Annotated in this window: 20 protein-coding genes and 1 pseudogene; 16 read left to right on the top strand and 5 right to left on the bottom strand. The window is 28.1% G+C overall.

Annotated features, from left to right (window positions below; all coding sequences use genetic code 11):
• Positions 1-19 precede the first annotated feature (19 nt).
• Both NG904_RS00585 and NG904_RS00580 read left to right on the top strand, forming a co-directional pair.
• Positions 20-223, top strand: a pseudogene (locus NG904_RS00585) (metalloprotease family protein); the annotation flags it as partial.
• 259 nt (positions 224-482) lie between these two features.
• Positions 483-1298, top strand: a complete 816-nt coding sequence (locus NG904_RS00580) for an alpha/beta fold hydrolase (RefSeq protein WP_252229091.1) — start codon at positions 483-485, stop codon at positions 1296-1298.
• Between the two features lie 256 nt (positions 1299-1554).
• On the opposite strand, the gene NG904_RS00575 is transcribed toward NG904_RS00580, so the two are convergent.
• A complete protein-coding gene (locus NG904_RS00575) occupies positions 1555-1869 on the bottom strand; it encodes a hypothetical protein (protein WP_252215527.1) in 315 nt (104 codons plus the stop codon).
• Positions 1870-2166: 297 nt separating this feature from the next.
• Between NG904_RS00575 and NG904_RS00570 the strand changes: the two genes are divergently transcribed.
• Both NG904_RS00570 and fliB read left to right on the top strand, forming a co-directional pair.
• Positions 2167-2646, top strand: coding sequence for a hypothetical protein (locus tag NG904_RS00570; protein ID WP_252223884.1), 480 nt, complete (start codon positions 2167-2169; stop codon positions 2644-2646).
• A 23-nt stretch (positions 2647-2669) separates the two neighbouring features.
• The gene (gene fliB / locus NG904_RS00565; protein WP_252229089.1) at positions 2670-3890 is read left to right on the top strand and encodes a flagellin lysine-N-methylase; all 1221 of its coding nucleotides are present in this window, start codon (positions 2670-2672) and stop codon (positions 3888-3890) included.
• A gap of 42 nt (positions 3891-3932) precedes the next feature.
• Here fliB and NG904_RS00560 read toward each other — a convergent pair whose 3' ends face one another.
• From NG904_RS00560 to greA, 3 genes are all read right to left on the bottom strand, one after another.
• Positions 3933-4604: a hypothetical protein gene (locus NG904_RS00560; protein WP_252229087.1), complete on the bottom strand. Its 672-nt coding sequence runs from the start codon at positions 4602-4604 to the stop codon at positions 3933-3935.
• Between the two features lie 170 nt (positions 4605-4774).
• The gene (locus tag NG904_RS00555; RefSeq protein ID WP_252215538.1) at positions 4775-5320 is read right to left on the bottom strand and encodes a DUF4489 domain-containing protein; all 546 of its coding nucleotides are present in this window, start codon (positions 5318-5320) and stop codon (positions 4775-4777) included.
• A 250-nt stretch (positions 5321-5570) separates the two neighbouring features.
• Entirely contained in the window at positions 5571-6035 is a 465-nt protein-coding gene (gene greA / locus NG904_RS00550; protein ID WP_252229085.1) for a transcription elongation factor GreA, read from the bottom strand.
• 264 nt (positions 6036-6299) lie between these two features.
• Here greA and NG904_RS00545 point away from each other — a divergent pair, with 264 nt between their 5' ends.
• The 4 genes from NG904_RS00545 (at position 6300) to NG904_RS00530 (ending at position 11500) form a co-directional block, all read left to right on the top strand.
• Positions 6300-7229, top strand: coding sequence for an NTP transferase domain-containing protein (locus NG904_RS00545; RefSeq protein ID WP_252229083.1), 930 nt, complete (start codon positions 6300-6302; stop codon positions 7227-7229).
• Positions 7230-7337: 108 nt separating this feature from the next.
• Complete coding sequence (gene xdh / locus NG904_RS00540; protein ID WP_252229081.1) at positions 7338-9893, top strand: selenium-dependent xanthine dehydrogenase; 2556 nt, start codon at positions 7338-7340, stop codon at positions 9891-9893.
• Positions 9894-9953: 60 nt separating this feature from the next.
• A complete protein-coding gene (locus tag NG904_RS00535) occupies positions 9954-10562 on the top strand; it encodes a nucleotidyltransferase family protein (protein ID WP_252229079.1) in 609 nt (202 codons plus the stop codon).
• A 215-nt stretch (positions 10563-10777) separates the two neighbouring features.
• Positions 10778-11500: a zinc dependent phospholipase C family protein gene (locus NG904_RS00530; RefSeq protein WP_252229077.1), complete on the top strand. Its 723-nt coding sequence runs from the start codon at positions 10778-10780 to the stop codon at positions 11498-11500.
• 392 nt (positions 11501-11892) lie between these two features.
• On the opposite strand, the gene NG904_RS00525 is transcribed toward NG904_RS00530, so the two are convergent.
• The gene (locus NG904_RS00525) at positions 11893-12744 is read right to left on the bottom strand and encodes an aldo/keto reductase (RefSeq protein ID WP_252229075.1); all 852 of its coding nucleotides are present in this window, start codon (positions 12742-12744) and stop codon (positions 11893-11895) included.
• 161 nt (positions 12745-12905) lie between these two features.
• Between NG904_RS00525 and NG904_RS00520 the strand changes: the two genes are divergently transcribed.
• The 8 genes from NG904_RS00520 (at position 12906) to NG904_RS17440 (ending at position 21564) form a co-directional block, all read left to right on the top strand.
• On the top strand, positions 12906-13343 hold the full coding sequence (locus tag NG904_RS00520; RefSeq protein WP_017825044.1) for an HI0074 family nucleotidyltransferase substrate-binding subunit: 438 nt from the start codon (positions 12906-12908) through the stop codon (positions 13341-13343).
• 5 nt (positions 13344-13348) lie between these two features.
• Positions 13349-13636 (top strand): nucleotidyltransferase domain-containing protein, encoded by a 288-nt coding sequence (locus NG904_RS00515; RefSeq protein WP_252229098.1) that lies wholly within the window; start codon positions 13349-13351, stop codon positions 13634-13636.
• 114 nt (positions 13637-13750) lie between these two features.
• Positions 13751-14890 (top strand): AlbA family DNA-binding domain-containing protein, encoded by a 1140-nt coding sequence (locus NG904_RS00510; protein WP_252229073.1) that lies wholly within the window; start codon positions 13751-13753, stop codon positions 14888-14890.
• A 185-nt stretch (positions 14891-15075) separates the two neighbouring features.
• On the top strand, positions 15076-16137 hold the full coding sequence (locus tag NG904_RS00505; protein WP_252229071.1) for a hypothetical protein: 1062 nt from the start codon (positions 15076-15078) through the stop codon (positions 16135-16137).
• 138 nt (positions 16138-16275) lie between these two features.
• On the top strand, positions 16276-16599 hold the full coding sequence (locus tag NG904_RS00500) for a nucleoside triphosphate pyrophosphohydrolase (protein WP_252229069.1): 324 nt from the start codon (positions 16276-16278) through the stop codon (positions 16597-16599).
• A 291-nt stretch (positions 16600-16890) separates the two neighbouring features.
• On the top strand, positions 16891-18324 hold the full coding sequence (locus NG904_RS00495; protein ID WP_252229067.1) for an HRDC domain-containing protein: 1434 nt from the start codon (positions 16891-16893) through the stop codon (positions 18322-18324).
• 123 nt (positions 18325-18447) lie between these two features.
• A complete protein-coding gene (locus tag NG904_RS00490; protein ID WP_252229065.1) occupies positions 18448-19614 on the top strand; it encodes an HNH endonuclease domain-containing protein in 1167 nt (388 codons plus the stop codon).
• Between the two features lie 762 nt (positions 19615-20376).
• Entirely contained in the window at positions 20377-21564 is a 1188-nt protein-coding gene (locus tag NG904_RS17440) for a YecA family protein (RefSeq protein ID WP_353846039.1), read from the top strand.
• The last annotated feature ends 54 nt before the right edge of the window (positions 21565-21618 follow it).

Here is a 21618-nt window from a genome sequence, read left to right as displayed (position 1 = left end):
TTCATAGGTACCATTTTATTCAATTATGCCACTTTTACTTTTATCTATTGTATTACCATTTGTTTTAAATGCACTTGGGTGGTTAAATGGGTATACAATTTTTCTTTGCTTATTGAATGCAATGGGTTCATGTGTAGATTGCTTAAATATGTGTTTGATAGCAACACAAGTTCCAAATGGAGCTTATGTCTTAAATAATGGATTTGAAACATATTTTAAGTAGTTTGGAAAATAAAAAAACTTAGTTATTATTGTAGGATATTCGTTTGATAATATAATACAAAAAGATTCACAGGAATTTGAGTGTATGATTGCTAACTGCTTCATAATCCACCAAGTGGAAGTGAAAATTATGGAGATATGTATCACCGTGTTAGTAAATGCTTGAACGAAATTATATTAAAATCAAATATGTGATTCACCTATTTGTTCCACAGAGAATAAGCTGATAATGAAGAAATTTTATTAAAAGAGGTATTTGAATGGGATATTATGTTAGAGTAGAATCAGATGTAAAAGTTTATGTAGAGGATCTTAATCCAGAGGGCAAAAAAACAATCGTATTTCTACATGGGTGGCCTGGAAGTCATAAACTGTTTGAGTATCAGTTTAATCAGCTACCTAAAATGGGATATCGATGTATTGGCATAGATCAGAGAGGATTTGGACAATCAGACAAGCCTTTTACAGGATATTGCTACGATAGGTTATCAGATGATGTTCGAGCTGTAGTTGAAGTACTTAATTTAAAAAATTTTATATTAGCAGGACATTCTACTGGGGGAGCCATTGCTATTAGATACATGGCCAGACATAATGAACATGGAGTGTCTAAACTTGCACTTTTTGCAGCAGCAGCTCCTAGTCTTATAAAACGTCCATATTTTCCATATGGTTTAGAAAAAGAAGCTGTAAATGAAATTATTCAAGGAACATATAATGATCGTCCTAAAATGTTGCAAGGATTTGGAGACATGTTTTTCTTCCAGCATATAACTAAGCCTTTTTCAGACTGGTTCTTCCAATTAGGACTACAAGCAGCAGGCTGGGCAACTGCTGCAACTGCAAATTCTTGGTTAGATGAAGAAAGCTTATTTTTTGATCTAGAGAAAATAAGTGTTCCAACTTTAATTCTTCATGGTATTCATGACAAAGTTTGTCTATTCCCATTAGCTGAATCACAAAGACAACGTATTAAAAATTCCAAGCTTATAGCATTTGAAGACAGTGGCCATGGATTATTCTATGATCAACGTGATAAATTTAATGAAGAATTGGCACAATTTATTGAAGAATAAAGTTTTTTGTAGCTCTTGATTTGCCTAGAATAGTAGAAATTGAATATGAATAGATTAAAGCAATACGAAAAAAGTAGCTAAAATATATAATAAATAATTTAATATATAAAAGGAAGATAAAATGTAGCAATACACACTTAGTTGATACATTTTATTTTTTATATTGGATTAATACACAACACATGGAAACAATAAATGAGTGGACTATATAGGTAATCCACTCTATAGCATAATATTAAAAAAGAACAATTTAGTTTTAAGAAATAAAGACATTACCTTTACCCACTAGTACAATTCTATAGTCAGGTTTTAAAGGAATTAAATTATATTTATCAGATTTGGGTAATAAATGAATTGATTGTAATAAATTCTGATTTTCATCAAAAACTTCGATATAAACACTACTTTTATCAGATATGTTTTGAACAACATACTTATTTTCAGACGAAAAATTAAAATCAGCTGCTTTATAAACTCCTTCATCAAAGATATTTACGGCATAGGCTGATTGAGCAAAAATACAAAATGATAAAGATAAACAAATTAAAAGCATAGAAATAAATTTTTTCATTAGTAAAACCACCTTTCAATGTTATTTTGGCTATATAAATATTTAAATATACAAAAGAGAAAATTTATATAATGATAGATGGAAATATCCTCGCATTTATGGAGTGATAAATATAAATGTGTTGTACATGCAGTACCATTTACAATAAATGCAAAAGACGATTTCATAATTAATGAAGAATTAAAACAATACAGATAGTAGAGTAGCATTAATATTTAGAAGTATTAGTGCTTCTTTTTATATTTATGCTATACTTATGCTATAAAAGTAATACATGTTGGGAGGTGCGTTAATTTTATGAAATACCCAATAGATGTTAAGAATTTTCAAGATACTATCTATAATATTGCGGGAATTGATTCAATTGAAAGTGGAGTTTGTGACTTAGAAGGTGTAGATTCTGATTTAGTATTAACAGCAGATTATGCACATTTGCCAATTGCAGCTCTTTTAAGAACAAATGGTGGATTTGAAAATGAACTACTTGTACAATTTAGATTCACAATTGATAAGTCAAAAGATGGTTTAGAGGCATTAGAATTTATTGCTTGGTTTGTTAGAGATTATGCAAGAGATAAAACTAAAATACAACTAACACCATTTGCTTTGCCACCACAAACACCAAATGGAAGACAACTTGGAAATACATTAAGATTTCATATAGATTTATTTGTAGAGAATGTTTATGATTCTTTAGATCCAGTTTTAAAGGAAGTAAAGCAACTCAATAAAACATTAAGTATGGCAATAAAATTATATAATATTAAAGTTAAATAATAAATTAGATAAGGAAGAAAGTAATGGAAAGAAAGATAAAGATGAGATATCCAATGTATCTTAAAGAGTTTAAGTGCATAGGTGGAAGCTGCGAAGATAGCTGTTGTATTGGCTGGGATGTAGATATAGATAAAACTACATTTAAACAATATTATAAAGTTCAAGATCAAGAAATGAGAAAAATGTTTCAAAAGAATGTTCATAATAATACTGGTTATTGTTGTGATGATATAGATTATGGAAAAGTAAAATTAAAAAAAGGAAAAAGATGTCCATTTTTAGATGATGAAAATTACTGTGTAATTCATTCTAAGTTGGGTGAAGAATATCTTTCAAATGTATGTACATCGTTCCCTAGAATTACAAATAGAATAGATGGATATTATGAAATGTCCCTTGATGTGGCATGTCCTGAAGCTGCAAGAATTCTTTTGTTAAAAAAAGAGGGAATCGAATTTAAAGAGAGTCAAGAAACTTTAGGAAAACACATTTTATCAAGCGATATTGATACAAAATCTAAAGAATTTAAGGATTCACCTGTAAAATATTTTAAGGAAATTAGAGATTTAAGTATTAAGATAATAAAAAATAGAAAGTTTGATTTAAGTGAAAGACTATATATTTTAGGAGAATTTTTAGAAAAGTTAGAAGAAGAAATTGATTATAATTTTAGTAATGTACATAAATTTATAAAAGGATATAATATAAATTCAATTGATGATTCATATGAAAAAAATGATATGAATTATATTATTCAAATTTCATTTTTTAAGAAGATGGTAGATGATTTAAATGTATTTAAAGAAATTGATAGTAAGACTTTTAAGGAGTATACTAAAGAACTTATATCTGGATTTAAATTTGATGAAATAAAAGATGCAACGAATAATCCAGAGTTTTATATAAATGCATTCAAGATTTATGTTGAAAAATTCGTAAATGCTAATAGTTATATTTTTGAAAATTACTTAGTTAATTTTATATATAAAAATTTATTCCCATTTTCAGAAACAGAAAGTGTATTTGATGGATATATAATGCTGTTAATAAGATATTCATTTTTAAGATTCTATTTAGTAGGTAGATATCTAAATAATAAAATTGATTCACCAGATGATGTAGTTAAATTTATTCAAGTATTCACTAAAACAACAGAACATCATAAGACATATTTAGATGATACACTAAATCATATAAAACGAAAAGAATTTGATAATTTAGAATTTGCAAAAACATTATTATAAATTTTTTGCAATAAATAAAGCTACTGTAATTTTGCAGCAGCTTTATTTATAAAAATTATAATTATAATCGGCAATTAAGCCTTTATCTTTGTTGAATCCTACAACATACAGATCTGAACAATTAGGATTAGTACATTTAAAGCTTGGAGAGTTTTTATTTAGTAGTACAAAATTACCATCAGGCTCTGGAATGAATACATTTTGAACTTGAGATAAGTAAAGTTTTATAGATAAAATAATTGTATTTATAGAATTGTTATTTTGGGATGAATAAGAACTATCAGATATTTTAACATGTTCTATAGTATATTTTATAGGATTAATATTATGTTTATTAAAAATATTTGTTTTATTAGTAGATAAATTAGGTTTATGCAAAAATTTTATATTTAAGACTTTGTTTATAGATATTTTTATAGTAGTACATTTATTTGATGATTCAGCGTCACACATATCTGAGCATTTAATTTTTTTAATAAAAATACCATTAATTATTAACTGTTTATTCTTATTTAATGAAATCTTATCTATAATAACTCTATTACTATTACGACTATTATCATTTAAGTTAATATAATTATTAGGCTCAAGTTTAAAATATAATGGGAAAGAAAATTCAAAATAAGTTAAGACTATTGGAATTTTAGCAATTAACGAACCTGGTTTCCCCATAGGTACGTAGTAATCATAATTTATATAATCACAATTTTTCATTTAATACCTCTTTTAAAAATTGATATAAAACATATATGATAGGGTTTGTCTCAAAATACTTTTTACACAATACATAGTAAGGATAGAGAACTATCTAATAATATCCATTGTGATTTATTTTAATTTTGAGACAAACCACATATACTATTTGAACTAGATTTAAATTAAATTTAGCATAAATTTTCTACTGCAAGTGCTGTTAAAGTAGCGTTATTAATTGAACCACCAAGATTTAAAATGAAATCAATTGGAACATATTCTACAGTATAAGTTACGCAGTCGTTACATAATGAATTATCACAAACTTGGAATGAGAAAGTTTGAATTCCAACAAATTCTATAACATCTGAGAAACTATGAGTTCCACAAATATATTCACAATATCCATTCTTAGTAGTTTTTTTAATTAAAAAGTTTAATCTTAAAGAAACGTCAAGAACAGATTGTATTTCACAAGTAAAAGTTAAAACTGTTGTTGGATTTTTTAAATTAGTAGTATCGATGCTAACATTAGCAAGAGGAAGTGGTTTAACAGTACCTAAAGTATTAGCACTCACTACTGGAATTGGAGCTGAACCGCTACAACCACATTTTAAAATAGCTCTTCCAGGTTCTTGTCCTTCATGATGAACACATTCACATTGACATATACATGGTTTTTGTTTTTTAGGATAACAATTATAATCTGACATTAAGTTTTCTTCCATAATTTTCATTAGTATCTCCTTTTTTATTCATATTATTTTGTTTATAGTTTATAATATGAAAATACATATAAAAGTTCTACAAAAAATAATTTTAATATAAAATTTCTATTCTTTTGTTGTTATATTACAACTATTTTTAGTTTGTTCACTTATACCTATAAAATATAGAATTAACATTAACCAAGTAAGTGGACTTAGATTTCATTTAAATAAAGATTATAATGTTATTTTATTTACAATATTCTAAAACAATTAATTATTATAAGATTTCCAAAATTTCTACTCTGTAATTTTCTCCAGGAGCATTTACTTCAACTATATCTCCTTGCTTTTTACCTGTTAATGCTTTTCCTAAATCAGATTCTATGCTTATACGCATAGCTTCAGGGTCTAAATCCATAGTAGTTACTAATGTTACAATAGCGTCATCTTCATCTTCTATAAATTTAATTTTAGCTTTACTATTAATTCCAAGCACTGATTTATCTATAGTTTCACTATCTATTATAGTTGCAGTTGAAATCATAGTCATTAAATACTGTATTCTATTATCATTTTCTCTATAATTAGCACAAGCTTCTTTATATTCCGCATTTTCTGATCTATCTCCATGTGCAGCAGCCACTAATTTTTCCTTCGCTATTTCAGCTCTTTTTACTGTTAGCCTATAGTCTAATTCTTCCCTTAATTTTTTCATATTTTCTTCTGTTAATTGATTATTCATAAAAATAAACCTCCCAAGAAATATATTATGTATATTATTATATAATATATATATAAAAATAAAAGGTAATTTATTTAGTATACATTAGTTTCATGGTATTTTAGGATGGAAGTTGGTTGAAAACTAAGGAAATAATGTATAAAATTAATATGGAATCTAAAGTGCTAATATTAAGCATTATAAGTCAGATTTTTAATGAAGTAAGTAAAGAGTAGTTTACAAATAAGATAATACTACTTAGGTAGAGTAAGAGGTATAGTAGATATGAGAAAAAATGAGAAGAAAACAACAGGTGGAATAATTGTTGCTGCTGGAAAATCATCAAAAAGAATTAGTTCTGATCCACTATTAAAAATTGGTTCTATTACTATAATAAAAAGGATTGTTTTAACTCTTCAGGGGGCTTCTATTTCACCAATTGTGATAGTCACCGGATATAAAGCTGAGGAAATTGAACGTGATTTAGCTAATTATGGTGTTATATTTTTGAAAAACAATCAGTATGAAAATTCAAGGAAATTTGATTCTGCAAAGATAGGATTAGATTTTTTACAGAATAAATGTGATCAAGTAATATTTACTCCAGTAAGTATTCCAATGTTTACAACAGAGACCCTTCAAACTATGATAGAATGTGGTAAAGGATTAGTTTCTCCATCGTATCATGGGAAATCTGGACATCCACTTTTGATATCTTCTGAATTGATTCCTAGAATTCTAAAATATGATGGAAATATAGGAATGCGAGGAGCTATTAAAAATATTGGGGTTACAAGAGAATGGATAGATGTAGAAGATGAAGGTATTATCTATGATACAGATTATATTGATCAATTAGACCAACTTTTAATAAAACATAATCAACGTATACTACATCCTTTTGTTAAAATTAGTATAGAAAAAGAATCCTCATTCTTTGATTCAAGAGCAAAATTACTTTTAATTTTGATTAATGATAAAAATTCTGTACGAGGTGCATGTAGGCACATGGCATTGTCTTATAGTAAAGCATGGAATATGCTAAACCAGTTGGAAGAAGAACTAGGTTATGCAGTGGTTGAAAGAAAACATGGTGGCAGTAAAGGTGGAAAAACTTGTTTAACAAAAGAAGGTTTAGAATTTTTAAAAAAATATCAGCAGTTTGAAGAGAATGTTCGCCAGTATGCAAAGGACGAATTTGAACGACTATTTTAAAATCTTATATAAACGAGTTCTTTTCACAAAGAATTTGAAGGAAAATATCCTCCGTTTTATAATAATTGTAAGATAATTTGCTAAATTATTCTAAATAGGAGGGTATTTATGTTTAAATTAAATATTAATGGTAAAGATGTATTTTCTCAAATAGACAAGCCATTACTATCTTTTTTAAGAGATGATTTGAGAATCACTTCTGCAAAAGATGGTTGTAGTGAAGGTGCATGTGGGACATGTACTGTATTAGTTGATGGAAAAGCAGTAAAAGCTTGTATACAAAAAGTATCAAAATTTGAAGGAAAAAAGATCTTAACTGTAGAAGGATTGAGTCCTAGAGAAAAAGAAGTTTATGAGCATTGTTTTGCAGAAGCAGGCGCAGTTCAATGTGGTTTCTGTATTCCAGGAATGGTGATTTGTGCAAAAGCTCTATTAGATGTTAATCTTAATCCAACAAGATTAGATGTGAAGAAAGCAATTAATGGTAATATTTGTCGTTGTACAGGCTATAAGAAAATTGAAGAAGCGATTTTAATGGCAGCAGAATATTTTAGAAATAATATTCAAATTGCACCTAACCCAACTGAATTAAAGATGGCACAAAGATTTAAACGTGTTGATGCAACTGAAAAAGTAAATGGAACAGGAATTTTTGTAGATGATATTGAATTGCCTGGAATGATTTATGCAAAAGCAGTTCATTCTAAATATCCAAGGGCTATTATAAATAAAATTGATATAAGTAAAGCTGAAGCTCATCCAGATTGTGTGAAAATTTTATTAGCAAAGGATGTTCCAAACAAACGTATTGGACATATAAAGCAAGATTGGGATGTACTGATTGCTGAAGGTGAAACAACTAGATATGTAGGAGATGCACTAGTATTAGTAGCAACTTATCATAAAGACAAACTTGAAGAAGTTTGCGCACTTATTGAAGTCGATTACACGGAGCTAGAACCTGTTACTTCTCCAACAGATGCTTTAAGGTCAGATGCACCTTTAATTCATTCTGATGGAAATATTATGAGTCGAGCTATGCTTCAACGTGGTAATGCAGCTGAGGCAATTAAAAATTCTAAATATGTTGTAACAAGAAAGTATCAGACACCATGTCAGGAGCATGGGTTTATGGAGCCAGAATGTGCAATTGCTATGCCTGAAGGAGAAGATGGTCTTTTGTTATATACTAGTTCACAATCTGTTTATGATGAACAACGTGAAATTTCAACTATGCTTCAAATTCCAATGGAAAAAGTACATTCTCATGCTCAACTTGTTGGAGGAGGCTTTGGTGGTAAAGAAGATATGAGTGTTCAACACCACGCAGCATTAATGGCATGGTATACTAAAAAACCAGTAAAAGTAAAATTTTCAAGACAAGAAAGCTTAAATTATCATACTAAACGTCATCCAATGGGAATAGAAATGACAACTGCTTGTGATGAAAATGGTTATTTAACTGCCATGAAAGCTGTTATTATTGCTGATACAGGTGCATATGCATCTCTTGGTGGACCAGTATTAGAAAGAGCATGTACTCATGCAGGCGGACCATACAATTATCAAAATATGGATATACTTGGAATGTCAGTTTATACTAACAATGTTGTTAGTGGAGCATTCAGAGGTTTTGGAGCAGCACAAAGTTGTTTTGCTACTGAAAGTAATATTAACCTTTTAGCAGAAATGGTAGGTATTTCACCATGGGAAATCCGTTATCGTAATGCAATTCGTCCAGGTCAAGTATTACCAAATGGTCAGATAGCTGATGAAAGCGTTGCAATTGCAGAATGCTTGGAAGCTGTTAAGGATGTATATGAATCAAATCCATATGCAGGTATTGCTATAGGATGGAAAAACAGCGGAACTGGTGTAGGACATAAGGATATTGGTCGTTGTATTTTATCTATAGAAAATGGTAAAGTTCATATTAGAACTTCTGCAGCTTGTATGGGACAAGGAATTGCACAAATGTGTACTACTGTGTTGTGTGAAACAACTGGCTTAGATCCTGCTCTTACTATACATGAAAGACCAGATACTGTTCGTACACCTAATTCAGGAACTAGTACTGCTTCAAGACAAACTGTAGTAACAGGTGAAGCTGTAAGAAGAGTATCTGAAAAATTAAAAGCAGAACTAGATAAAGGATTAACCTTAGAAGACTTAGAAGGTAGAGAATTTTTTGGAGAGTATTCTGCAAAGACAGATCCAATGGGAGCTATAAAAGATAATCCCATTAGTCATGTAAGTTATAGCTATGGTGCTCAAGTTGTAGTTCTTAATGAAGAAGGAAAAGTTGTAAAAGTAGTTGCAGGATTTGATGTTGGAACACCAGTTAATATTCAGTCTGTTGAAGGACAAATTGAAGGTGGTATGGTTATGGGATTAGGCTATGCTTTAACAGAAGAATTTAAAGTTGAAGGAGGATATCCTAAGACAAAACTAGGTACATTAGGACTTATAAGAGCAAAGGATGCTCCAGAGCTTGAAGTTATTCTGGTACAAGCTAAAGGGAAAATTCCTGAAACTTATGGGGCAAAAGGTTGTGGAGAATTATGTTTAATTCCAACAGCACCTGCTTGTGCACATGCTTATTATAGATTAGATGGTAAATTCCGTACTCATTTCCCATTGAGAGACACATTTTATAAAAAGTAAAAAATATATATATTATAATCATTGTAATACTATAGTTATTAATGAAAGTGAGATAGTTGAATGAATATAAATGGAGTAATACTAGCTGCGGGTTTATCTAGTCGAATGAAAGCGTTTAAACCACTCTTGAAATTGAAAGGAAAAACTATTATTGAAAATAGTATTGATAGTATGTTTAATGCTGGTGTAAATAAAGTGGTTGTGGTATTAGGACATAGAGCTAAAGAGGTTGAATCTTTACTTCATAATAAATATGATTCTTCACGATTACTATTTATACACAATGAAAAATATGCAGAAACTGACATGCTAACATCTGTTAAAATTGGAATATCAGCATTAGATAATTGTGATGCATTTTATCTTCTTCCAGGGGATATGCCAGCCATTAATATCAAAACTTTTCTTGCAGTAAAAGAAACCATGTGCAGAACACATGCCATGGTTTCCTTCCCAACTATTGATGGATATAAAAAACATCCTCCTTTGATTTCATCAAAATGCATAGATTATATACTTAAGTTTAATGCACAAGGTGGTCTTAGAGAAATATGGGAAAAATTTAAAAATCAGATGGCAACAGTTCCTGTTAAAGACATTGGATGCACATTAGATGCAGATACAGAGGAAGATTATAATAGGTTGGTAAACTATATGGAGGAAAGATAAGACTTCAATTTATAAAATATAAAAGAAAGATTTGATATTTTACATTTATGTGAAGTATTAGTTTAAAAGTATATACTTTCTAATATTCTACAAATTGCTTGGATATCGATATTTGTATGAAAATATACAGTTCATTCACATGCCACATGAATAATAGTTAAATATATGTTTATAATAATTAAGATTATAAATATATATTTATAGGGATGATGATTATGAAAGTTTTAGAAAAATTATATTCATACGTATTTAAAAAAATACTAAAAACTGTAAATCCTGTAAAGAAGAGAATAATGAAAGCTGAGTGTATAGTTCATAAATTTATAAATACTCAGTCTTTAATAGTATTAAAAAATGATGGACATATGAAAGCTTATAAGCTTATGAAATCATATATAAGTGATATTAATGCTGGAGTAGTTTGGGCTGATCAGGATTTAAAAAGCAGTAATCATTTTTATAATCCACATAGGAACAAGGGATTATACGGTAGTAGTGATGCAAAAAAAGAATGTATATCTTACTATACTAGATCATTAAATGAATATTCTCATGGTAACATTAAAGATTCAATGTTCTATTTAGGTGCTGCTTGTCATTTGATTCAAGACTTGACAGTTCCTCAGCATGCTAATGTTCACTTATTAAATAATCATAAAAGTTATGAGAATTGGGTAATTAGAACCCATACACATCATGATGAGTTTAAAATAGAAGAAGGGGGAATATATTTTAATTCCTTAAAACAGTATATTGATTTTAATAGCAAAGAAGCCATAAATATATACAGAAAGAATATCCATGTGCAAAATAGGCAAGTTAGGTTTCATATAATTACTTCAAAGGTTTTAACAATGGCTCAAGCTACTACTGCTGGTTTGATGTTTAAGTTCCATAAAGATATACAAGAAATCAAACAATGTAATAGAAAATTATGATAACTCTTACGTTTAATAAGAATGGTAATTTTGCACAATATCAACAATGGAGTAATATAAGAAATGGGCTGTATCAAATTTATTTTGATACAGCCCATTTAATTTGAAAAATAGATTTGTTGTCACTTTTATTACTAATTATAAGTAGATTTTTTTCACTTACAAAGTATATATGCAATATTTTATTTTACTTTATTGTTGCCTTTATCTTTGTTATTGTTATTTTTATTTTTGTCAGTATTACTCTTATCGTTCTTGTTCTTGTTGTATTGAGAATTACCCATTAACATCACCACCTTACTTTATTTTTTATTATTCACGGAAGATGTTTACGTTATTCATCGTTATAAATAAATTTTAAAAAGTAAATATACTCTTTTTAGATAAGCAAGTTAGACGTCATATTTAACTTCACTAAACAATTTCACCATTTTCGGATCACTATGAGAGAAAAAACAACTTTCTTTTGTATCCAGCATTGCAATTTTTCCCATATCATTGCTGCTTAATTCAAAATCGAAAATATTAAAATTTTCAATAATTCGTTTCTTATGGACAGACTTAGGAATTGCAATTACACCACGTTGTATTAACCAACGAAGAACAATTTGCGCTACTGATTTGTTGTATTTTTCAGCAAGTGTTACTAGAACATCATTCTTAAATATATTGTTGTGTCCTTCTGCAAATGGAGCCCAAGATTCGATTTGCACTCCGTTTTCTTTCATTAGCATGGCACTTTCAACCTGCTGACAGAAGGGGTTTGTTTCCACTTGATTAACAGCTGGAATAATCCTATTATGAATAATTAAATCGACCAAACGATCTGGCTGAAAGTTACTTACACCGATGGCACGAATCTTACCTTCTTGATATAGTTCTTCCATAGCACGCCATGAACCATATATATCTCCAAATGGCTGATGTATAAGATATAAATCAATATAGTCTAGCTGCAGGCGTTTTAGAGATTGTGAAAATGCTTTTTTTGTATTATTATAACCGGCATCTTGAATCCAGAGTTTCGTAGTGATAAAAAGTTCTTTACGAGGGATGTGACTACGCTTGATGGCGCGACCTACAGCTTTCTCATTCATATAAACTGATGCAGTATCAATGGAACGATAGCCAGTCATAAGTGCATCATAGACAGCTTGCTCACATTGAGAAGTATCTTCAATTTGATAAACACCAAATCCCAGGATAGGCATTTCAACGCCGTTATTCAAAGTTACGTTTTGCATGGTAAAGCCTCCTTATTTAATCTATCACTATATATGTATATTAGAATAAGTTTAAGTCATTCAGCTAATTTTTTGTATACTGTGGTGTGTAAATATTGAATTAACATTAAATAATATGTACAATTAAATATAAGATAAGCTATCATGTAAGGAGATATGTAATGAGTGGAATACTAAATAAGTATGGAGAATCAATTAACTTAACATATAATTATGTTTATAGAATGTTAACTCACCTAAAGAATATTAGAGATAATTTTAATGCTATTGAAAATCCAGATGATATAACAAAAGAAGTGTATAGAGATTCAATAATAAAAAAATATGAAATGTTAGAAGATTTAACTTGGAAGTTATTATCTAAGATATTTAAAGATTCGGGTCTTGAAATAAACAATCCTAAAGGGTGTTATAGGCAAGCATTTAAGGATGGTTGGATAGACAATATTGATATCTGGAATGATATCTTATTATCAAGGAATACTACAGCTCATATATATAATGAACAAGAATATGAAGAAATTAAGAATAAAATAATTGAAGAGTATATTATTGCTATAGAAAAGTTACTGTTAAATATATCTAGTGAAGTGATGTGATAGATATGTATGGAATAAATAAAAAAGTTTATAATAATCTTATATCATATTTTGAAAAAGAAAATGATATAAATAAAGTTATATTATTTGGATCAAGAGCAAAAGGTAATGCTAAAATAAACTCAGATATAGACTTGTGTATTGATTGTATCAAAAAAGCAAGATATAAAATAGTAGAGAATATAGATGATATTATTGGAATTTATTCTTCAGACATTTTGTTTAGTGATTCTTTGAATTTAGAAGTAAAAGAACAAATTGATAAATACGGAATAGAAATATATAGTAGATAAAAACATAATTATAATGTAGTTGGAATTTTATGGACCCCAGGGGTGTAAAATATTAAAGACCTTAAAAAAATATATTTTATTAATGGGGATTTTAATATTTAGGTGGAGGGGTTTATGGATAAAAGAAAATTTATGTCATTGTTAAAGAGAGAAGAAGGAATAAAATTAGATTATAAATTGAAACTTGATCTTGTGAGCGATAGTGGAAAGAAGGAAATGTCAAAAGATATATGTGCAATTGCCAATACTGGATATGGACGTGGATATATCATAGTTGGAATACAGGATAAAACAAAGAAGATAATGGGTGTTGGAAAAGAAGATTTGTTCACAGAAGAACAGATTCAGCAGATTATAACTTCAAGGTGTGAGCCTCCTATACCTTTGAAAGTTGATTTCATTTATATAGATAATAAAAAAATTGGAATAATAACAATTTATGATGGTGGACAAAAGCCTTATCAGATTAGAGAAAATGGAGCTTTTTATATAAGGAGAGGTTCAACAACTGATGTTATGAGGAAACAGGAAATTATAACGCTTTTAGAGCAAAACTTGAGTTTGACAATTGAAACGTGTCCTCTTATTAATAGCAAAATAGATATGCTTAATATGGAGCTTGTAAAAAAATATTTTAATCATAAAGGAATTGAAATGAATGATGAAAATAAAGAGTTTTTGCTTCTTTCATCTGGGATAGCGGCACAAGAAAAGGATGGAAGTGAGCTTATATGCACATATGGAGGACTTCTTGTTTTTTCAGATGATAATTATCTTTGTATTCCTAATAATATGATAAAAATTGTGGACAACTTAAACAATGATTATGGTGATGTTTATATTATTCAAGGGAATCTTTTGACTATGATAGATAAGGCAGAAAAGAAACTATCAGAAATAATTAAATGTGATTATCCATGTTCAGCTATAACAGAAGCAATAAAAAATGCTGTTCTTTACAGAGAATATTTTGATTTAAATAGAATCATTGAAGTTACCATAGAAAAAAATAATGTTATTGTTTCAAGCCCTGGAGAACTTATAGATGAAAATAGTAAAAGTGAAAGAATACATTATAATAAAAGAAATATATGGCTTTATGAAAAACTCACAACTTTAGATGACGAAAAGAGATTTTTAAATAATGGACAAGGGTTTAAACGAATAACAAATGCCTTTAAAAATAGAGGGAAAGTTAAGTTTATAAATTCAAGAATTGAGCATAGTTTCAAAGTAATTCTTCCTGGATGTTAACATTATCTAAAATTGGATATAATTACAGGATTATAATGAGTAAATATGAAAGAGTCTATGTAATATGGGCTCTTATTTTTTTGAAGTTAAGCATAATCTATATTTTCAAGTCTTAAATAATAAGTATTTACATAGAATATGGTAAAATAGATATGTTAATTATAAAGATAGGTGGGGGAATAGGAATGTATGAATGTCCTATATGTGGAAGAGAAAAATATGTTCAAGGTGTATGTCTAAATTGTCAGTCAAAATTGGAAAGAGAAGCTTATGAATCATTATCAGATGAAGAAATTAATATTCAAATTAAAGAAATAATTAATAATATTAAAGATGATGAGTATATTGATAAAGCTAAAAATATAATTAGCTATACAAATGCAGATACCTCTGAAATTGCAGAGGCTGCTTGTAATAATGAAGTATATTATCCAAAGGAACTGTATAAGGATGCATCAGAAAAAGTTAGAGGCAAGCTTATTGAAAGATTAAAGAATACGGAACAGTCATTAACTGCCAATAAATTATTAGAATGCCTTGCAATAATATGTGATGATGTTGTTTTAAATGCTTTCTATGAATTTGAAAATAATCCTCCAAAGTGGAGAGAAAAATTATATGTTAATCCATCTGTATATGCAGAATGTGGAGGATGGACATTTGATGAAAACAAGAAAAAAATAAACTTAGCTTATGATGATTGTTATGTTATGTTTGAAGATGAAGAAATTAGTGATGAAGCTGTTATTGTAGGAGCAATAAGTGATGAAAGATGTTCTGAATGCAATTCAAGGCTTGTAGATATTTTCTCTATTGATGGAAATGATGAAAGGTTAAAATTTATTAATTTAAAAGGAAAGATAAATATAAAGGTATGTTTAAACTGTCTTCCATATGAAGATGAATTCTGTAAATTTGATTTGGATGGTGGAAGTGAACTTATGCCATTTGAAGGCTATGAATGTGATGACGATGATGAAATAGAAGAAGTGAGTTCAAAGCATTTTACTTTATCAAAAGAGAAAGTAAGTAAATATTATGGTTCTTTTAGTGAAGATTTAATTACAATAGGTGGAAGAGGAAATTTTGTTAATGACTGTATTCATTTAGAATGCCCATGCTGCAAGAAGAAAATGAAATATTTAGCTCAGATTCAGAGCGATTCAATTAATTTTTATGATGGAACAATGTATTTCTACATATGTGAAGATTGTAAGGTGGTTGGAATTAATTATCAACAAACATAATTAATTATAAAATTGCACATAACTTTTATTATTTATGAAAAGGAGTCTATGTAATGTAGGCTCTTATTTTTTGTAATTAAATGTGATATTTATGGTAAAATATTCATAAAAGTACATTTGGAGAGGAAAGTTTTATATATGGGGAAAAATTATAAAGAATATAATAAACTTGTAAGAGATAGAATACCTGAAATTATAGAAAGAGATGATAAAAAATGCAAAATAGAAATTGCATCTAAAGAAGAAAAATATAAATTTTTAGAAATGAAGCTTCAAGAAGAAGTTAATGAATTTATTGAAGATAAAAATTTAGAGGAATTAGCAGATGTAATGGAAGTAATATTCGGACTTGCTAATTCTTTAGGATATAGTGAAGAAGATCTTTTAAAGGCTAGACATAAAAAGAAAGTTGAACGTGGAGGATTTGAAAAAGGAATTTTACTAAAAGGTGTTAGTAAATAAAAAGGTATGTAATTAAAGTTTGAATTGGAATATTGAATAGCGTTTTTAGTGTGATTAAGAGAAAAATATGACAATGGTGAAATTAACAGTGAAGAAGATTTTAAGGAGGTATTAAAATATGTGAATGAGAAAGAAACTATTAGTTTATTAAGAATATGAAAGAGCCTGATTAATTTCAGGCTCTTATTTTTTTGAAGTTAAGCATAATCTATATTTTCAAGTCTTAAATAATAAGTATTTACATAGAATATGGTAAAATAGATATGTTAATTATAAAGATAGGTGGGGAATATGGTGTCATTGTTAGAAAAAGGGTTATATAGAATGTTTAATGGCAAAAGAACCATTAACAGTACTATATTTTTAAAGGAATTTGAAGAGAAAAATACACAGTTAAAAGAACTTATAGAACTTTCACAAAAAGTTTCTGGAGAATGCAAAGAGAAAATTGATAAAGATATAATTTTATTAAAAGAAGGATTAAAAGGAGAACAAAATGTTTACTTTCAAATAAAGAATTCATTTATTCCAATGCTTGCTTTGCATGATATCAGATTAGAATATGAGGAATATACAGCTCAATTTGATTTTATACTTATAACTAAGAAGTGTATTTATGTATTAGAAACTAAAAAATTAAGTGGAAAGATTGAAATAAATGAAGATGGGGATTTTATAAGAACTATAAGAACTAAGCAAGGTAAATTTTATAAAGAGGGCATGGAAAGTCCAATTACTCAAAATGAAAGACATATTAATATACTTAAAGAGGTTTTAAGAAAAGAGAATTTAGTAAATAACTTTCCAATTAAATCACTTGTTGTCATAGCAAATCCAAAAACTATAATAAAAAAAGCAGAGTGTCCAAAACATATAAAAGATATTGTTGTAAAGTATGATCAATTAAATAGTATATTAAAGAAGGATTTTGAAGATGCAAGTATTGAAAGAGATCTTTTAGAAAAGTATTTATATAATATAGCTAACTTTTTGATAGCAAATAATAAGTCTATTACATATGACTATAAAGCTAAATACTTAATTGACGAAGAGTGTATAAGTAACAATGAAATAGAAAATAAGGATATTCAGCACAATGATAATAATGAATTTAAAATTCAAGATTGTGAGAAAAATCTAGATGTAAAAGAAAGTAATAATGAATCTAAGAATTTTAAAGTTTCTATAATAGAAAATGTAAAAGAAGTTATAGAAGAAGAAAAATTATCTGCAAAAGATGTTGAGAAAGAAGAAGTTGAGACTAATGGACAAGTCAATAATTATAATTTATTATATTCAAATTTAAAACAATATAGATATAATAAAGCAAAAGAAGAGAAAATACAGCCATATATGATATTTAGTAATGAAGTTCTTGAGCAAATTATAAAGAATACTCCTAAAAGCAAAGAAGAATTATTAACTATAAAGGGTATTGGAAAAGTAAAAGTGGACAAATATGGTGATGAAATATTAGAAGCTATTTCAAGGAATGATCCTAAAGAAAAACTTCATTTAGCTTTAAAAGAATATAGATACAATAAGTCAAAGGCAGAGGAAATACAAGCATACATGGTATTTACTAATGATGTGTTAAATCAAATAGTTGAAAAGTGTCCTAAAAACCAAGATGAACTAATAATTATAAAGGGATTAGGAAAAGTTAAAATCGATAAGTATGGAAGGGATATTTTAGAAATAGTTAAGAAATATAATAAGGTTTAGTGATTATTATAAATGAGGTATGAATAAGAGTCGATGTAATGTAGGCTCTTATTTTTGTATAATAAAATATGAGTTTTATGGTAAAATATTCATGAAGGTAAAATGCACATAGGGAGAATTTTAATGAATAAGATTGACATAGAAACAGATGGTATTATATTACCTAAAGAAATAAGTTTAGTGCCTTATAGTAATGAAGTTGATTATAGAACATTTTCAGCAGTGTTAGATGATAATAAAATGTCTGCTACATATAAAATGTACTGGCTTTTAGCTTTGTTAGAAGAAATACAACTTGATAATTTTGATATAGATTTTAAAAAACTTATAAGTAGAATGGTAACTTTTGCTTGGTATCCAATACTTAAGTACAAGCTTAGTTTTGGATTGTGTGACAATCTAGTTAAAGTAGTTAATTATATTGAAGATACATATTGCTTAGGAAGTAACTATGATGAAAAGAAATTATTAGATTTTATATATAATTGTGAAGATAAGATATTAAATAAAATGCTTAGAGATTTAACTTATAATGTGCCATATAGATTTTTATCACCATTTTTTAGAGAACATACCCGCAAAGAAAGATCAAAGGTTGAAAAGATAATTGAAGAACTTTCAAGAAAAGATGAAAAGTGTGTTTATGAAATTTATGTAGATGGAGAGAGTAAAAAACGAATCAAAATTAGAGAAAATTGGTGCAATTATTTAAAGAATAATTATACAATACTTCAAGGATGGGCATATTATAAGCTTGTAATTTTTCTTCAAAAAAGAAATCTTAATGTACCAGGGATAGCAATGAAACTTGAAGCTCCAAAGAAAAGAAATCTTACGGCTCAAACAAAGATTTGGAAAGAGATAATAGAAACTAATCGTATTAATGATATTTATACAGGACTAGAATTTACAAAAGAAAATTATAATGAGTATGGTGCTCTAAGCATGGATCATTTTATCCCTTGGAGCTTTGTACTTCATGATCAAATATGGAACTTAGTACCTACATTTAAGAATATAAATAGCAAGAAAAGTGATAACTTATTAAATTATGATAAATATATAGACAAGTTTTGTGATTTGCAATATAAAGCATTTTCTTTTGTAGTAGATAAAAAAAGAAATAACCAAATTGAAGAGTATAGAGAATTATTAAGAATAGAGGATGCTAAGGAATTTAAAGAAGAAAAAACTATTGAAGAATTTTATAAGATGATAAAGAAAGAAGTCATGCCAGTTTATAATATTGCTTTGAATCAGGGGTTTGGGATTATGGAGGAATTGGTTTAGGATTTAACATAAATAAAATTTATTGTTTTAAACTAGGAATATAGGTTTATGTGTTGTATAAAGAGAAAAAATAGTAAATAAAGTTATAATATAGATAAATAAGTAAAATAAGTATGGATATTGTAGTATAATAAGCATAGATAAATATTTTTATTTTAGTATGCTGATAATGTCTATAATGGGAAGTTGAAATGGTTAAATTAGAATATAAAATATTATTAAAAAACTATTAAGCAAGAACGAATAATTCAAAGGAATTATAATAAATTAATGACAATAAAAGGAGGGAGCGCGATGAATTGCTTAACCTATTGCAAGACAGAATACTATTTACAGGATAATTCTAAATTCATCCTTACTCAAGTGCAGGATAAGATTAATAAGGATATTACTACCATTTCACATGAAATGCTATGCATTTTTACTGACATAATAAATAAAGAGCCAAGCTGTTATTGGGACAAAACCATATATCAGCAAACATATAGTAAATTAGAAACACTGTTTGATGGACATGCTACTTCCATTAATCTTAATGATGAAATAATGGAACATTTTTTGATTGGATATCATACATATAGGCAGATTACTGACATTATTAATGATTTAAGTAAACAGAACTATAATTCCGAAATTAAAAATCGTCTTTATCGTATTCCTACTTATATATCTATTGTTGAAGGATGCCTTACTAATTTATTTCGAGTAATTACTTTAATACTGGATCAGACGTCTCAAAAGGATTTTGCTTCTACAAAAAAATTGAAGTCGATATGTGAAATTTTAAAAAGCAACGGATTTGATTTACTCGTTACAGATGTAAATGTGAATATTAGGAATGCAATCAATCACGGAGGAATAATTTTCAAAGATAATGGAAAGATAATGGATTTTCAGTACACCAAAAATAGAATGCCAGATATTTGTTCAATGAATACATACGAATTTGATACTCTAATTAATAAAGTATATGATACTGCAAGTGGTGTATTGCTTGGAATATGCAGCTTTATAAATAACCATATTGAGCTAATTACAGTAGATAAGAGTAAAAAGTTATTTATTCCATTTTGCCTTTTGGGTATGGAACTAAGTATTCCTGGCATACATTTAAGAAGTATTAGTGGACTTCATGATTGTAAGCAATTAAATGTTGATATTGAAATTGAAAATTCAGATAAAACATATATCATGCAAATTTCAATCTTATTAGCAATATTAGTTTACGATAGGTATTGTGATTATCAACAATATATGTTTTTATTTAGGAATGAGAGACTGCAAGGAAGTTGGGTACGCTTTACTAATCAGGAGATAAAAGATATGACTGATAGTGTTAGGCCTTTCGATGATGTAATGAAATCTGTGATAGAAAGAGATGATTGCATTATTTTTGATGCTTCAACAGAACAAATTGATATGCAAGAAATAAAATATTACTGTTTTCCTAACCATTCAGAGGAAGAATATAAATTAAATAATATTGAGGATGCAAGTATTTCAGATAGAAAAAGGTTAAAAGCTCACTTATTTATTGGAGATATTTCGGAAAAAGAAAAGATATTGGGAATAATCCACAGAAGCATAGACTGGTTAAAAAGCGTGAAAAATATACCTTCATCTACTCTACCACACAAATATGGTACTATGGATGCAGATGCTCTTTATATAAACGTATATAGAAATGACACAAGAGGGAATAAAGAATTATTTCCGACTAATGATAACTTCGTTTGCTTTGTGGACTATAATATTGACGGTAAAACAACACTGAAAGACGGTGGCTTACCAATAAGTATTTGGAAGCAGTTGTACCATGAAAAATTAGGGAATATTAAGGTTGCATGGCGTGAAGGTAAGTTTGCAATAAAAAAAGCAACTAAAATCGGAAGAAATGACCCTTGTCCCTGCGGAAGCGGAAAAAAGTACAAAAAATGTTGTGAAAGGTGATCTTTACATTATTCATATACCCGTTAGGCTAATAATGTGTAGGAAAGTGCAACA

The sequence above is a fragment of the Clostridium sp. ZBS15 genome (genome assembly GCF_023845705.1).
In the GTDB taxonomy this organism is placed as follows: domain Bacteria; phylum Bacillota; class Clostridia; order Clostridiales; family Clostridiaceae; genus Clostridium; species Clostridium aquiflavi.
The sequence above is the reverse complement of the archived record's forward strand: the minus strand, read 5'-3'. Positions and strand labels throughout refer to the sequence as shown.

Bases quoted from the DNA above. Each gene is read 5' to 3' on its own strand.
- NG904_RS00515 (WP_252229098.1), top strand. From the start codon at position 13,349: ATGTATGGAATAAATAAAAAAGTTTATAATAATCTTATATCATATTTT.
- NG904_RS00535 (WP_252229079.1), top strand. From the start codon at position 9,954: ATGAATATAAATGGAGTAATACTAGCTGCGGGTTTATCTAGTCGAATG.
- NG904_RS00495 (WP_252229067.1), top strand. From the start codon at position 16,891: ATGGTGTCATTGTTAGAAAAAGGGTTATATAGAATGTTTAATGGCAAA.
- NG904_RS00510 (WP_252229073.1), top strand. From the start codon at position 13,751: ATGGATAAAAGAAAATTTATGTCATTGTTAAAGAGAGAAGAAGGAATA.
- NG904_RS00520 (WP_017825044.1), top strand. From the start codon at position 12,906: ATGAGTGGAATACTAAATAAGTATGGAGAATCAATTAACTTAACATAT.
- NG904_RS00530 (WP_252229077.1), top strand. From the start codon at position 10,778: ATGAAAGTTTTAGAAAAATTATATTCATACGTATTTAAAAAAATACTA.
- NG904_RS00545 (WP_252229083.1), top strand. From the start codon at position 6,300: ATGAGAAAAAATGAGAAGAAAACAACAGGTGGAATAATTGTTGCTGCT.
- NG904_RS00580 (WP_252229091.1), top strand. From the start codon at position 483: ATGGGATATTATGTTAGAGTAGAATCAGATGTAAAAGTTTATGTAGAG.
- NG904_RS00500 (WP_252229069.1), top strand. From the start codon at position 16,276: ATGGGGAAAAATTATAAAGAATATAATAAACTTGTAAGAGATAGAATA.
- NG904_RS00560 (WP_252229087.1), bottom strand. From the start codon at position 4,604: ATGAAAAATTGTGATTATATAAATTATGATTACTACGTACCTATGGGG.
- greA (WP_252229085.1), bottom strand. From the start codon at position 6,035: ATGAATAATCAATTAACAGAAGAAAATATGAAAAAATTAAGGGAAGAA.
- NG904_RS00505 (WP_252229071.1), top strand. From the start codon at position 15,076: ATGTATGAATGTCCTATATGTGGAAGAGAAAAATATGTTCAAGGTGTA.
- NG904_RS00525 (WP_252229075.1), bottom strand. From the start codon at position 12,744: ATGCAAAACGTAACTTTGAATAACGGCGTTGAAATGCCTATCCTGGGA.
- xdh (WP_252229081.1), top strand. From the start codon at position 7,338: ATGTTTAAATTAAATATTAATGGTAAAGATGTATTTTCTCAAATAGAC.
- NG904_RS00575 (WP_252215527.1), bottom strand. From the start codon at position 1,869: ATGAAAAAATTTATTTCTATGCTTTTAATTTGTTTATCTTTATCATTT.
- fliB (WP_252229089.1), top strand. From the start codon at position 2,670: ATGGAAAGAAAGATAAAGATGAGATATCCAATGTATCTTAAAGAGTTT.
- NG904_RS00570 (WP_252223884.1), top strand. From the start codon at position 2,167: ATGAAATACCCAATAGATGTTAAGAATTTTCAAGATACTATCTATAAT.
- NG904_RS00490 (WP_252229065.1), top strand. From the start codon at position 18,448: ATGAATAAGATTGACATAGAAACAGATGGTATTATATTACCTAAAGAA.
- NG904_RS00555 (WP_252215538.1), bottom strand. From the start codon at position 5,320: ATGAAAATTATGGAAGAAAACTTAATGTCAGATTATAATTGTTATCCT.